Here is a 15035-nt window from a genome sequence, read left to right as displayed (position 1 = left end):
TGTTATATTTTGAAAATATGATAGACCTGGGAAATTATACCTTCTGATTTGTTGCTTTCCGAACGGATGTATTTCTAAAAAATATGAAGTTGGAAATGGAAGCTAGTTCGTTAACAAAAGAAGAAAAAATATCAGCCAAACGGTTGGCTAATTCTATTTTGGATGTTGCGATCCTTTTGCTCGAATCAGGGGCACATTGCGAACGAATCAATAGAAATGTGCAGCGAATAGCCGATACTTATTCATTTAAAGTGGATATGCTGTTGACTTTCACGGCTATTTCGGTTACAGTTACGGATTTAGCCGATGCTGATAATACTGCTACCATTAATAAAAAAGTAAGGCATCATGGAGCGCATTACGGGATTCTGACAAATACAAGTATTCTGACTTGGAATTTTTATGAAAAAAGAGAGTCTGTTGACGTGTTGGAAAAATGCTTGGAAGAGTTACGCTCTATGCCTAAACATTCTATATGGGTGGTGCGTCTGTTTATAGGAGTTGCCTGTGGTTGTCTTTGTTTACTGGCTGGTGGTAACTGGATAAACGGATTATTTGCTTTCTCTGCATCTTTTATGGGACTGATTGTGCGTCAGGAAATGGTCAAATATCATTTCAATCTGATGATTGCGATTGTTTGTTCTGCTTTTGTCACAACTACAATATCGGGTCTTGATACATTGTTGCATTGGGGTGCAAAACCGGATATAGCTGTAGCGACAGCTGTATTGTTTCTTATACCCGGCGTTCCTCTCATAAATTGTATTATCGACCTTTTTGAGGGATATATACCTACGGCAATAGCACGAGGAGCTTTCGGAGGCTTTATTTTATTGTGTATAGCTGTCGGAATGTTTTTAAGTATGAATTTGATCGGTATAAGTAATTTTTGAGATATGTGGATGGATATTTTAAAGGATGCCGCTTTAAGCTTTTTTGTTGCACTCGGTTTCGCATTATTATTTGAAACTCCGAGAAAAGCATTATGGGTTGCCGGAATACTCGGGGGATTGGGGCATTGCATCCGTTTTACTATGCTGCAGTTCGATTTTGGGCTGGTTGCTTCTACTCTTTCAGGTACATTGTTTATCGGTCTTGCCGGAATATATTGTGCGCATCGTATACATACACCTCCTGTAGTTTATACTTTGCCTGCCTGTATTACAATGATCCCGGGTTTGTATGCATACAGAACCATGCTCGGTTGCATTCGTATTTATGGAGAAGGAGTAGGGCAGACGTCTTCAACTTTACTTCAAGATACTGTTTACAACTTTATATTGACCTCTTCTTTATTGTTTTGCCTGGCTATAGGTATATGTGTTGCCGCATTATTTTTCAGAAAGAAGAGTGTAAAGGGGATTAAACAGATAAGTGATTTAGGATTGAAAATATTTTAAGGTTTCAGAGTTTTTTGTTTAGAGTCTGCAGCCTTATTGATACAAGGAATATAAACAAGAAGGACTAAGTCCTTCATTTTAACAAAACGAGATTATGAAAAAAATATGTCCACGCTGTTCTGACAGCTTTGTGTGCCGTGAAGACCGCACCGATCTTTGCAGTTGTACCCGCATTTATTTATTGTCGGGAGTTCGTGATTATGTAAAAGAGAATTACGATGAATGTTTGTGTCCATCTTGCCTGAAAGAAACCAGTGCGAATTTCCATTCGTTTGGTGTTAATCCAAGATTTCAGGTTAGTAAACATTAAGGTCTGAGGCCTATTGATTCTATTACATCAGCCGTTTATAGCGATTCGGCAAAGTTCAGGTAAACTTGATTGCTCTCACCGCTTAAACGTTACTTAGGCAAATATAGTAATAGTCCGAGTCTGTTGCAACTAAAAAATATCATTAAATACTTGCTGTTATGTTACTTAATAACGGCTGACGGATTATGGTTTATTGATAATTGATTGATTCTCTACAAAAACAACTTAAAAACAATATGAACTTTTCCGAAATTCAAATAGTCAAACGTGATGGTAAGCAGGAGTCTTTTTCTATCGAGAAGATTAAGAATGCTATAACCAAGTCGTTTCGGGCGAGCAATTTACCCGATGGCGAACGGGAGATGTACGATATAGCTTTTGCTGTGGCAACTGAGATTAAAACACCTAAAACATCAGTAGAAGAAATTCAGGATCTGGTGGAAAAGGAGTTGATGAGGCGTAATCCGGTTGTTGCAAAAAAATATATCATCTACCGAGAGTGGCGAAATATAGAGCGTCATAAGAAAACTCAAATGAAACATATTATGGATGGTATCGTTTCTATTGAGAAGAATGACGTAAATCTGGGAAATGCCAATATGTCGGCACATACTCCTGCGGGGCAGATGATGACTTTTGCATCGGAAGTTACAAAGGATTATGCAGAAAAGTATCTGGTAAATAAAGAATATGCTCAGGCTCATAAAAACGGAGACATACATATTCATGATCTGGATTACTATCCGACCAAAACGACGACTTGTTTGCAATATGATTTGGAAGAGTTATTCGAAAAGGGATTCAGAACGAAAAACGGAAGTATTCGTACTCCACAGTCGATACAAAGTTATGCAACGTTAGCAACCATTGTTTTCCAGACCAATCAGAATGAACAGCATGGGGGGCAATCTATACCGGCATTTGATTTTTTTATGGCTAAAGGTGTGTTGAAGACGTTTCGTAAACATTTACGTTCAAACCTCTTACTGCTTCTTCAATTAGACGGAAACTCGGTTGATGAAGATTGGTTAAAGAATCAGGTTGAAGCACTAGTCCCTGGTATTGAGTTATTGTCTTCTCAAAAGGGTGACTTGCTGGCTTGTTTGAATAAACAACATTCATTATTGATTAGTGCCGAACATTTGGAAGCTGTATTGAAAAGATCATTAGAGAGTAGCCGGAAGGATACTCATCAGGCGATGGAAGCATTTATCCATAATTTGAATACGATGCACTCGAGAGGTGGCAATCAAGTTGTCTTTAGTTCTATAAATTACGGTACGGATTCTTCACCCGAAGGCCGTATGGTTATTCGTGAGCTATTGGCTGCAACAGAGGAGGGACTCGGAAATGGAGAGGTTCCGGTATTTCCTATTCAGATATTCAAAGTTAAAGATGGTGTTTCTTACTCCGATGAGGATTACAGTCTGGCGATGACCGATTTCGATGCTGCATTGAATGGCGCATTTTCTTTTAAGTCGCCTAATTTCGATTTATTGCTATCAGCTTGCCGGACAACTTCTGTAGCTCTTTTCCCTAATTTCATGTTTTTAGATACTCCTTTTAATAAGCATGAAAAGTGGAAAGCAGATGACCCTAAGCGATATCTTTATGAGACCGCTACAATGGGATGCCGTACCCGTGTTTTCGAAAACCTGCATGGCGAGAAGAGTTCGGTTGGCAGGGGTAATCTATCTTTTACATCGATGAATTTGCCCCGTTTGGCAATAGAAGCCCGGATGAAGGCAGAAAGCCTTTATCCGGAAAGAGACAAGCAGGCTATCCAGCAGGTATCACGTGAATTGTTTCTTAAATCGGTAAGTGATCTGACAAAAATGATTGCTGAGCAGTTGTACGACAGGTATGAGTATCAACGTACAGCATTGGCTCGCCAGTTTCCATTTATGATGAATAATAATCTATGGAAAGGTGGAGAGCTTTTGGAACAGAATGAAGAAGTAGGAGATATTATCCGTTCCGGAACTCTCGGTATTGGTTTTATCGGCGGACACAATGCAATGGTTGCTATCTATGGCGAAGGACATGCCATTAATAAGCAGGCATATCAGACCTTATACGATGCTATTCTGGAGATGAATAAGGTTGTAGATGAGTATAAACTGAAATACAATCTTAATTATTCGGTTCTGGCTACTCCTGCGGAAGGTCTATCCGGTAGATTTACGAAAATGGATAAGAAGAAGTATGGAGTTATAACAGGTGTTAATGACAAAGATTACTATGTGAATTCATTTCATGTTGATGTAAAGGAACACGTTAATGTTGCTGAAAAAATTAAATTGGAAGCTCCTTTTCATGCTATAACCAAAGGCGGACATATTACGTATGTTGAACTGGATGGAGAAGCGAAGAAGAATATTCCGGTAATACTTAAGATTGTGTATCTGATGCATAAAGAGAATATTGGATATGGTTCTATAAACCATCCTGTAGATACTTGTCGTAAATGTGGTTATAAAGGTGTGATTTATGCGGAATGCCCTTTGTGTAAAAGCGAGAATATTGTGCGTATGCGGCGTATTACAGGATATCTGACAGGTAGCCTTGAATCGTGGAACTCAGCAAAACAAGCAGAAGAAAAAGATAGGGTAAAGCATGTTTAAAGATCCTTTGAGAATACTGAAAATATATGAAGAAACGATAGCCGATGGTGAAGGTTTCCGTTATTCTATCTATTTGTCGGGATGCAGCCATCATTGTAAAGGTTGTCATAATCCCGACAGTTGGAATCCTGCTTTGGGTACATTGTTGACAGAAGAATGGCTGGATCGTATAGTGAATGAGATTAATGATAATCCTTTATTGGATGGGGTGACTTTTTCGGGAGGGGATCCGTTTTTTTATCCACAATCGTTTCTTCAATTATTGAAAGCTGTTAAAGAACGAACAGGTAAGAATATCTGGTGTTATACCGGATACACATACGAACAATTGATTGAGAGTAAAGATCTGGCTACATGTCTAGGATACATAGATGTTTTGGTAGACGGGCGTTTCGAGAAAGATCTTTATTCACCGTCTTTAGCATTCAGAGGAAGCAGCAATCAGAGGATTATAAAGCTGGATAAAACATTCGATCATTCGATTGTTTGCAGGATGCTGTTACCTAAGGCTAAGAAGTAGTGTTTTTAATTTGGCTCTGCTTATTTTGCCATTTTCGGTAAGAGGTATCTGTTCTATTTGCATTGTTCTCTTTGGTATAAAATAAGGGGGGAGAGTAGTCTCTAGTTCAGTAATATTAATAGTTGTATCATGCTCTGTTACAAGTACTACTATTTCTCCGAATTTCGGATCAGGGATCGAGGATATTGCAAAATTTCCTGAAATACAGCTTTTTAATAATGTCTCGACTTCTTCTATCTGGATTTTGATACCTCCGCTATTGATGATGTTATCTTTACGTCCTATGATACGAAAGCTGCCATCTTCTAACAGTTCAGCTATATCATTGGTCTGAAGCTTTTCTGTATTTACCAGAGGTGCATTTATGATAAGCGTTTGTTCGGCGGACAGACTGAGAGATACCGATTCGAAAGGATAGTACCGATCAGAAGAATCTTGTCCGTTCAACTTACGCAATGCAATATGAGATAAGGTTTCCGTCATGCCATAAGTTGAATATACATGATTCGGAAACAGATGTATTTCTTCGGCTATCTGAGGATCGATTGCTCCACCTCCTATAATGAGGTGCTTGACCCGGGAAAGTCTTTGTTTTTGTTCTTTGTCTTGAAGGCTGTTGAATACCTGCATAGGAACCATTGCTGCAAAGTCGTATTGTGTTGTGTCATTTTTGAGAGGGTTGCCGCTAGGTGTTGTTATATATAAATCCAGACCTGCAATAAGAGATCGGACGACTACCATCTTTGCCCCGATATATTTTAGATCCATGCAGAGCAGAGCCTTGTCTCCTACTTTTAAACCCAAAAAAGAACATGTAAGCCGGGCACTTTGCATCATTCTTTCTTTTTCGACCTGTATTTCTTTTGGTATACCTGTAGAACCGGATGTTTGTACAGTAAGAGTGGGATTATCAGAAAACCAATCGTGAAGAAAAGAGTACAGATCATTCCAAAACGGGTTATTGAATACCTGAATCATTTCAAAGTCTTTAGCTGAGTAGTTTACCCCTTCGATAGTGATTGTCTGTTGTTTTCTGTCAAAATTGTACATTTTACAAACTGTTTGGATCGAAAAAATTACCTTCAGGATTATACCAAAGACAATCGCCTTTTATCTCTAAAGGCATATCTATATTGTTTGTATATAACGAACCTGTACCTAGCCCTTGTGGCAATGAATTATGAAAGGTCGAACACCATTGAGCAATTGCATTCAATCCTATATTAGACTCTAGAGCCGAAGTTATCCACCAGTCCATTTTCATAGAATTGGCTAGCTCTATCCATTCGGTTGCTCCACAAATACCGCCATGTAAGGTAGGTTTCAATATGATGTATTGAGGCTTAATAGTTTCCAATAGCTCTTTCTTTTGTTCGGGATTATTAACACCGATCAATTCTTCATCCAGAGCTATTGGTAAAGGTGTATGTTCGGTCAGATATCTCATTTGTTCCCATTGCCCCGCTTTGATAGGCTGTTCGATAGAATGAAGATCGAGTTCGGCAAGCCGTTTCAATTTATCTAAAGCATCATCGGGTGAAAATCCTCCGTTTGCATCTACCCTAAGGGTAATATCTGTTGCAGAGAAATGTTTACGTATATATTTCAACAGGTTCAGTTCGTCGTCGAAATTGATAGCTCCTATTTTTAGTTTGATGCACCGAAAACCTTGCTGCATTTTTGTCTCTATCTGCTCAAGCATATAATCATAATCGCCCATCCAGATAAGTCCGTTAATAGGTATTCCGGCGGAGCCATTCGAAAAAGGAGTATTCCAAAGTTTAAAGCTGCCTTGCTGTTCAAGCTGTTTTATCGCAGTTTCGAGTCCAAACAAAATAGATGGATAGTTTCTGAGTTTTTCTGTATTAAGATATCCGTCTTTTTCAAGTTCTTTACAGAAAAAACGGAGTTTGTTCTCGTAATCATCATTGTAATCGCAGCTTAAATCAAATAACGGGGCACATTCACCTATTCCCCAAAGCCGAGGATTATCGGATGATGAAACGATTACGTACCATATTTTATGATCGGTGTAAACGCCCCGCGAAGTACCCGCAGGACGTTTAAACTGTAAGTTATATGGTTTTATCTGAACCTTCAAAGAGGTCTCAGACCTATCTATTGCTTTTGTAAGCATAACAACAAAAGTAAGTTATCACATTGAAATATATCATTAAATACTTTCTGTTACCTAATAATACCAATCAAGGAAATTTAGGGAACTTTTTGAAATCCGGTTTACGTTTTTCAAGAAATGCGTGTTTACCTTCCTGCGCTTCATCTGTCAGATAATAGAGTAGGGTAGCATTGCCTGCAAGCTCTTGTATACCGGCTTGTCCATCCAGTTCTGCATTCAAACCCATCTTGATCATACGTAATGCCATCGGGCTGTGCTGCATCATTTCATGTGCCCATTTTACGGTTTCATCTTCCAACTGATCAAATGGTACTACAGTATTAACCAATCCCATTTCGAGAGCTTCCTGAGCTGAATACTGACGGCAAAGGAACCATATTTCACGGGCTTTCTTTTGTCCGACTATACGAGCTAAGTATGAAGACCCGAATCCTGCATCGAAGCTGCCTACTTTAGGACCTGTTTGTCCGAAAATAGCATTATCTGAAGCAATTGATATATCACAAACTACCTGAAGGACATGTCCGCCACCGATAGCATAGCCGTTTACCATTGCAATAACAGGTTTAGGCATCGAACGGATCAGTTTTTGTACTTCAAGTACTTGCAGACGAGGTACGCCGTCTTTACCGATGTATCCGCCTTTACCTTTTACATTCTGATCTCCTCCCGAACAGAAAGCCTTATCTCCTGCACCGGTCAGTACGATTACATATATATCCTGATTCTCGTGACAAATACGCAAAGCATCTGCAATCTCCATTGTTGTTGTCGGAGTGAAAGCGTTACGGTAGCGTGGACGATTAATTGTTATACGACCTATTCCTTCGAAGTAATCGAACAGAATGTCTTCATATTCTTTGATGGTTTCCCATTTTTTTTCTGTAGCCATAAGTAAGCAACTATTAGTTTATATAGATATTTTATGTTTTATAGTTATTTATTGCATTTATACTTGCTCGAACAATAAAAAAGTCTGAGACCTTATTTTTTTAGATCATGGTAATATTTCTGAAATGCCTTCTTGCATATATCCATATCCGCAATGACTTCCAGAATGATGGATTGTTCTGATTGTTCTGCAGTAAATAATGTGAGGTGATTATTTAATTCGTCTTTATCCTTGGCTGATAGGTATGTAAACCCGGCAGCTTTAGCCCAATCATAGGATTCGGTTGTATGTTCTGCCGAAACAAATTCGTTAAGGGATTCAGATTTATTCAATCCTGGTAAAAGATGAAAGATGCCGCCACCGCCATTATTTATCAGTAAAATTCTGAGATTCTTTATGTGTTTGATATTCCATAAAACATTCAGTCCGTAGAAGAAACTGAGATCGCCGATAATCAGATAAACAGGTTTTTCTGAAACAGCAGCAAATCCTACAGTAGTAGGTAAAGTGCTTTCTATTCCATTTACACCTCTATTACAGTAAACTCTAGTCGATGAATCTATCGGATATAGCTGAACATTACGTACCGCTGAACTATTTGCTATGTGCAATGCAGAGTTTATAGGCAGCATATTCAGAAATTTACCCGTAGCCCAAATATCACAAAAAGGTATATTATCCGCTGGGGATTTTATCGCATTTGTTGGGTTTATCCACTGCTTACAAAAAGTAGATTTTACCTCTTTTGGAATATTGCTATCTAAAGCGGTCAGAAAATCTGTCGGATCAGTTTTTATCAGATCTGTGAGAGATTGAAACAGATCGACCACCTCTCCCGATTGGGTCAACAGCCAATGTGTCTTTGGTTTATATTGCCTGAAGAAATGTTTTATTCGTTTAGAAACAATATGTCCTCCTAAAGATATAAGTAGATCCGGCCTATATAATTCTTTATCTTCATCGCTGAGTTGGTAGAGTAAAGCATCGAAATTAGATATAAACTCAGGAGATATACAGTTCGACAAATACTCGGTGAAGATTACACAATTGTGATCTTTTGCCAGCTTTTCTAAGATCGATATAAGTCGCTCCGAATAAAAACTCTGCCCTACAAGAATAATTCTTTTAGGCAGTTCTTTCCATTGTTCAGCATAATAAGATGTGTCGATAGTCTGTTCTATCTTTGGTGCATATATTCGCCTGATTTCGGGTAATGTTGGCTCCGAATAATCAAACAATGGTTCACCTAGAGGGATATTAATTTGTACAGGACCCGGAGCATCACTTGTACATGAAATAAGAGCTTCGTTGATTAGTCTGTTACAGTACCATTCGTCCGTATCATTACTTATTTCAGGTAGATTTACTGCTTTTTTCACCAGAGAACCGAATGCTCCCGGTTGAGGGAGAGTTTGACCATCCATTTGTCCTATCCATTGTGGTGCCCGGTCGGCTGATATAACGATAAGCGGTAACTGCTGATAAAATGCCTCACTCACCGCCGGAGCATAATTTAGCAAGGCTGAACCTGAAGTACAGCATATCGCTACAGGACATTGTTTGGCTTGTATGATGCCAAGAGCATAGAATGCAGCGTTCCGTTCGTCAACAATAACATGACAATCAAAGAACGGCTCTTGCGAAAAAGTCTGCATCAAAGGTGCATTACGAGAACCCGGAGATAAAACAATATGCTTTATCCCATATGCTTTAAGCAATGCTGCTGTTTGTAATATGTTCTTTTTTGTTGAAAACATATCAGATATTTTCTATAATAGAGATAATTGTCTGCAGTTTATTTTCGGTTTCTTTCCATTCCGAAAATAAATCAGAAGAGGGAAGTATGCCTCCACCTGCATATAATCTTAATTTGTTGTCAAATATTTGCATACATCTCAGATTGACATACAGATCGGTTCTTTCATCAGTATTCAGATTCCCTATAAATCCAGAGTAATAGCTCCGGTTATATCCTTCATTATCAAGAATGAAATTAAAGGCTTCTTCTTTAGGAAATCCGTTTATTGCCGGACTTGGATGTAGTAAGTCCAGAACATGTCCTATCTGAGAAGGGTTATCTAAATGAAAGGAAAACTCACTTCTCAAATGCAATAGATTTCCAGCTTGGATGGTTTCCACATTATTATGAGATGATGTTATGCCTGCTTTCTGTAATTGCTGATGCATATAATCGGCAACAATCTGCTGCTCGAGTTTATTCTTATCGTCCCAAACAGCTGACGCTATATCCGATTCAGCTTTCTGTGTTCCGGCTAGTGCATCAGTGATCCATTGATTATCTTGACCTGATATCAGTCGTTCAGGAGAGCATCCCAACCAGGTTCCTGAAATAGGAGTATGGCATAGATATATAAAGCTATTCGGGTATTTTGAACAAGCCTTGGCAAATGAAGCTCCTGCTGAGAAACGGTCTCCTTTTTCAATGTCAAAAGTCCTTGACAACACTAGTTTTGTACATTTTCCCGATTCCAATTCTTCTTGAAATAAATCGTAAACTTTGCAATACCTCTCAAATGAATTACAGTCTTCTTTATCAGGATAAGACGCAGGTCTGTACCCATTTTTCTGATGTAAATCCAGCTTTTTTATATAGTCCAGTATGCTCTGTTCGTTATTCAGGATTACATCCGGTTTTATTAATATAACAGGAGTACTACCCGTTATCTGATATGGTACAATTGTAAATCCGTTTTTTCCGTTCAGTTCAGATAAATTGGAGAATGTTTGGGTGATATCTGATTTTTGCATTATCAGGTTGATCGTATTTGTTTTCGGCAACCTGTATAAAGCAAAATGTATGTTATTATCTATCAGAGAATCTAAAATATTGTATTCCGTATGTTTGCTAAATTCCATTACTATAACTTGAATCTTTCTTGATGCTCTTTTCAGATCACATCAAATATGATGCTAATTTATGGTTTATTCGGCTGAAAACCGCCTTTTTTTACTTAAAAATGGTTTCTTATCATTATACATATGAGAAGAGCAGATGAATAGCTATTCATCTGCTCTTTTTTGTTATAGGTTTTGGTCTAAATAAAAGTCTGTGACCTTACCAGATAGATACTCGTTTTTCTTTTGGTATGAAAAGAGAGTCTGTTTCTGTAATGTTGAATGCTTTATACCAAGATTCAACCTGTGGAAGAGCTCCATCCACACGCCATTTTCCAAGGGCATGAGGGTCTATCTTTGTTAATCGGGTTATTTCCGCATCTCTGATATTACCAGCCCAAAGATTTGCATATGCAAGGAAGAAACGTTGTTGAGGAGTAAATCCATCGATCTTTTCTGTCGATTTACCGTCTCTTGTTTTCATGAATGCATAATATGAAACCTGAAGTCCCCCCTGATCAGCGATATTTTCTCCTAAGGTGAATTTACCATTGGCATGAAGGTCGCCAAGTACTTTTATATTATCGAAGAAATCTGAAAGAACCTTAGCTCTTTCTTCAAATTTCTTGGCATCTTCGGCAGTCCACCAATCAGACATATTACCATTCTTGTCGTATTTACGACCTTGATCGTCAAATCCGTGAGTCATTTCGTGTCCTATTACGACACCGATAGCTCCATAATTAACAGCATCATCCGCATTCATATAGAAGAATGGAGGTTGAAGTATACCGGCAGGGAAACATATTTCGTTGGTAGTTGGATTATAATAAGCATTTACGGTCTGAGGTGACATTAGCCATTCTGCGCGGTCAACAGGCTTGCCTAGTTTGCCTAGCATGAAGTTGAATTCGTATTCAGATGAACGGGTCATATTTGCCCAATAGCTGTCGTCTTTGATTGTAAGAGACGAAATGTCTCTCCATTTGTCAGGATAACCGATTTTTACAATGAAAGTACCTAATTTTTCCTGAGCTTTAGCTTTAGTTTCTTTGCTCATCCATTCGAGGTTGTTGATGCGTTCGCTCAATGATTCTTGTAGGTTCTTCACAAGGTTAAGCATACGTTCTTTCGCTTTAGGCGGAAAGTATTTTTCAACATACATTTGACCGACTTCTTCACCAAGTGATTCGTTGATTGTATTTACAGTACGTTTCCAGCGGGGTTGAATTACTTTGCTTCCGCTAAGTTGTTTTCCGTAAAATTCGAAGTTAGCATTGACAAAATTATCACTAAGATATTTAGCAGATGCATTTATTAAGCACCAAGACAAATATGCTTTGGAATCTTTTACTGGGGTCGCCTGAATTAATTTTACCGCAGCTGCTATAGGTTCAATCTGAGATACATTCAATTCTTTAAGGTCTTTTGCTCCTACAGATGTGAAGAATAGATTCCAGTCGAATTTGGCTACTGAATCATTCAAACTGGCCACCTGCATTTTGTGATAGTTTAGCTCAGGGATACGGGTTTTCTCTTTTTCGAAATGAGCTTTAGCTAAAGCCGTTTCTATTTTCATTACAGCTTCCGATGCAGTTTTTGCATTGGCTGCCGAGTACCCGGCATTTACAAACTGAGTTTGTATCAGTTTTACGTATCCTTCACGGAGAGCCTTAGATGTTGCATCTGTAGCAACATAATAATCTCTTTCGCCAAGTCCCAATCCACTTTGGTAGATATGAGCTATGTTTATCGAGCTATTCATATCATCTGCACCTACATAGAATCCAAAGAATGGAGCAGATGTATAGTGTCTGATTTTTGCAGATAGAGTGATAATATCTTCAACGGTTTTAGCCGCTTCTATTTCAGCCAGCTGGTCTTTAATCGGTGCAGCCCCGTCTTTGTTTAATTTCACACTATCCATCCCTATCTTATACAGATCTCCGATTTTCTGAGCAGTTGATCCGGATTTATGTTCGGTCTTACCTAGCTCTTCAATCAGATCTTTGATCTGTTTCTGATTGTTTTCACGCAGTTGGTCAAAAGATCCGTAACGTGAATACTCATCGGGGATAGGATTGGCATCTGACCAACCTCCTGTTGCATAACGAAAGAAACTAGTACCTGGATTAGCAGTAGTATCTAAATTGTTTAAGTCGAGTCCTTTTTCCACGACAACCTCCTCCTCGGCTTTCGCCTTTTGTTTACATCCTATGGCAGCAACAGCTGTTGCGGCTAAGAATGCGAATGGTAAATAATACAATTTTTTCATATTAAAGAAGTATTTTGAATTTCTTATTCATTTCAATTATGGCATATGAGAACATTAGAATCGCTATATAAATAAATGGTAATTTAGCCGTTACATTGCTTATTGAGGGGAAAAAATGTGCACAATAAAAAATAACTAACAAATGACTATAGTACATACTGGAAGACATCTTTCCCCAGAAATCGTTAGAGTTGCTGCTGTATTGGGATTTTTTTAAGACTAAGATAAATAATACTGGACATAATACAATTAGAGATATGTAGAGATCATAAGTTACACCTAATTTATATGTAAACCAAGACTCTATAATCAACACTAAGATTGAAAAAATAATGGCTGTACAAAGAATGTAATCTTTGACCATTAAGAATAGATGCTTTTTATTCTTAATGATTATACCTAATAGTATAAATGAGACCCCTAAAAGAAAATTACGATAGAGAAATATATAATAAAATTTCTTTTGTAATGAGTATATTAATACAAATATAAGTAATGCTGTAATCAGATATGGAATAAAATTAGACAATGGGTATTTTTTTTGTATCCAATATATTATAATTGTAGCTTCAATTAATATAAGCACATACCAAAGATGACCATATCCTACAATCATATGGAAAAATAAATCCTTGAAAGAAGAAGTGCCTGTATAAAAATTAAATGCTGCATATATAAAAATCCAGACAAAGTATATCCGTAATAATTTTAATACATACTTTTTTATAAAGGTAGAGTCATTGATCTTTTCGGATAGAAAGTAGCCATTTATTATAAAAAAACAAGGAACAGCTATTCTTGAGATACCGGAGGTGACTATCCAACCCATAAAAGTAATATTACTCCATGGAACATGAATGAGTACTACCAAAAAAGCAAGCAAACATTTAAAATAGTCTAATGAAATATTCCTTTCCATATAAAAAACTACAAATTTTCCAATATTCGTTTAATAACCGTTTGTGCTGAAATCTCACGATTAGCAGCTTCTTGGATTACTATGGATTGAGGGCTTTCTATAACTTCGTCAGTTACAATCATATTACGGCGTACAGGCAGACAGTGCATAAAATAAGCATTATTGGTCAATGCCATCTTCTCTGTTGATACAGTCCATGATCTGTCTTTACTTAAAATTTTTCCGTAATTGGAATCTGCAAAGGCTGCCCAATTTTTTGCATATACAAAATCGGCTCCGGCCAAAGCTTTATCCTGATCATATTCGACTTTTGCTCCTCTGACAAACTTAGGATCAAGTTCATACCCTTCGGGATGAGTTATGACAAAATCGACATCAGCTTCGTTCATAAAGTCAGCAAAAGAATTAGGAACCGCTTGAGGCAGAGCTTTAGGATGAGGAGCCCATGTTAAGACTACTTTAGGTCTTTGAGTCTTTTTATATTCTTCAATCGTGATCAGATCTGCAAATGCCTGAAGAGGATGCCCTGTTGCAGCTTCCATACTGAATACAGGTTTCCCCGAATATTTTATAAACTGATTAAGAATTTTTTCTTCACAGTCATCTTGTTTATTTTCAAACTGAGCGAATGCACGTACCCCGATAATATCGCAATAACAACCCATTACAGGTATTGCTTCGAGTAGATGTTCTGTTTTATCTCCATCCATGATAACGCCGCGTTCTGTTTCGAGTTTCCATGCTCCTTGGTTGATGTCCAGAACTATAGTGTTCATTCCTAGATTCATTCCGGCCTTTTGGGTACTCAGGCGTGTACGCAGACTCGAATTGAAAAACACCATTAAAAGGGTTTTATTTTCTCCCAGATGCTTATATGCATATCTGTTTTTTTTTATTTCAAGAGCCTCTTTAACGGCTTCATTTAAGTTTCCCAGATCTTTAACGTTGGTATAAGTTCTCATTTTGGTATTCCTAACAATTATATAAATAAAAAGCTTTGTCTATTTAGTTGCATCAAACTATGCTGCATATCGTATTTTTATACGAAACAAATTATCAAAGATATAAGATTTTGAATTGATTACTTTCTTTTATTTGTAAA

General features: G+C 37.7%; 13 protein-coding genes. 5 read left to right on the top strand and 8 right to left on the bottom strand.

Annotated elements, in window-relative coordinates:
• Positions 1 to 83: 83 nt before the first annotated feature.
• From AABJ51_RS05165 to nrdG, 5 genes are all read left to right on the top strand, one after another.
• Entirely contained in the window at positions 84 to 893 is an 810-nt protein-coding gene (locus tag AABJ51_RS05165; protein WP_134435339.1) for a threonine/serine exporter family protein, read from the top strand.
• A 3-nt stretch (positions 894 to 896) separates the two neighbouring features.
• Positions 897 to 1400, top strand: coding sequence for a threonine/serine exporter family protein (locus tag AABJ51_RS05160; RefSeq protein WP_026627430.1), 504 nt, complete (start codon positions 897 to 899; stop codon positions 1398 to 1400).
• Positions 1401 to 1494: 94 nt separating this feature from the next.
• Entirely contained in the window at positions 1495 to 1710 is a 216-nt protein-coding gene (locus AABJ51_RS05155) for a cysteine-rich CWC family protein (protein ID WP_084158584.1), read from the top strand.
• A 236-nt stretch (positions 1711 to 1946) separates the two neighbouring features.
• Positions 1947 to 4334, top strand: a complete 2388-nt coding sequence (locus tag AABJ51_RS05150; protein WP_338374656.1) for an anaerobic ribonucleoside triphosphate reductase — start codon at positions 1947 to 1949, stop codon at positions 4332 to 4334.
• Complete coding sequence (gene nrdG / locus AABJ51_RS05145; RefSeq protein WP_087880869.1) at positions 4327 to 4854, top strand: anaerobic ribonucleoside-triphosphate reductase activating protein; 528 nt, start codon at positions 4327 to 4329, stop codon at positions 4852 to 4854. The genes AABJ51_RS05150 and nrdG overlap by 8 nt, the downstream gene beginning before the upstream one ends.
• Here nrdG and AABJ51_RS05140 read toward each other — a convergent pair.
• The 8 genes from AABJ51_RS05140 to AABJ51_RS05110 form a co-directional block, all read right to left on the bottom strand.
• Positions 4834 to 5904, bottom strand: a complete 1071-nt coding sequence (locus AABJ51_RS05140; RefSeq protein WP_338374655.1) for an AMP-binding protein — start codon at positions 5902 to 5904, stop codon at positions 4834 to 4836. The two genes, nrdG and AABJ51_RS05140, sit on opposite strands and share 21 nt — an antisense overlap.
• Before the next feature lies 1 nt (position 5905).
• Complete coding sequence (locus AABJ51_RS05135) at positions 5906 to 6991, bottom strand: o-succinylbenzoate synthase (RefSeq protein WP_338374654.1); 1086 nt, start codon at positions 6989 to 6991, stop codon at positions 5906 to 5908.
• Between the two features lie 67 nt (positions 6992 to 7058).
• Complete coding sequence (gene menB, locus AABJ51_RS05130; RefSeq protein ID WP_338374653.1) at positions 7059 to 7883, bottom strand: 1,4-dihydroxy-2-naphthoyl-CoA synthase; 825 nt, start codon at positions 7881 to 7883, stop codon at positions 7059 to 7061.
• A gap of 92 nt (positions 7884 to 7975) precedes the next feature.
• Positions 7976 to 9640 carry a 2-succinyl-5-enolpyruvyl-6-hydroxy-3-cyclohexene-1-carboxylic-acid synthase gene (gene menD / locus AABJ51_RS05125; RefSeq protein WP_338374652.1) on the bottom strand — a complete coding sequence of 555 codons (1665 nt, stop codon included), beginning with the start codon at positions 9638 to 9640 and terminating at the stop codon, positions 7976 to 7978.
• Position 9641: 1 nt separating this feature from the next.
• Positions 9642 to 10760: an isochorismate synthase gene (locus AABJ51_RS05120; protein ID WP_338374651.1), complete on the bottom strand. Its 1119-nt coding sequence runs from the start codon at positions 10758 to 10760 to the stop codon at positions 9642 to 9644.
• Between the two features lie 199 nt (positions 10761 to 10959).
• Entirely contained in the window at positions 10960 to 13014 is a 2055-nt protein-coding gene (locus tag AABJ51_RS05115; RefSeq protein WP_338374650.1) for a M13 family metallopeptidase, read from the bottom strand.
• 1 nt (position 13015) lies between these two features.
• A complete protein-coding gene (locus tag AABJ51_RS19350) occupies positions 13016 to 13933 on the bottom strand; it encodes an acyltransferase family protein (RefSeq protein WP_353527787.1) in 918 nt (305 codons plus the stop codon).
• A gap of 8 nt (positions 13934 to 13941) precedes the next feature.
• On the bottom strand, positions 13942 to 14895 hold the full coding sequence (locus AABJ51_RS05110) for an N-acetylornithine carbamoyltransferase (RefSeq protein WP_338374649.1): 954 nt from the start codon (positions 14893 to 14895) through the stop codon (positions 13942 to 13944).
• Between the last annotated feature and the right edge of the window lie 140 nt (positions 14896 to 15035).

Source organism: Indolivaga capnocytophagoides, from assembly GCF_036511535.1.
Lineage (GTDB): Bacteria > Bacteroidota > Bacteroidia > Bacteroidales > Dysgonomonadaceae > Dysgonomonas_A > Dysgonomonas_A capnocytophagoides.
This window is presented reverse-complemented; position numbering and strand designations above follow the sequence as displayed.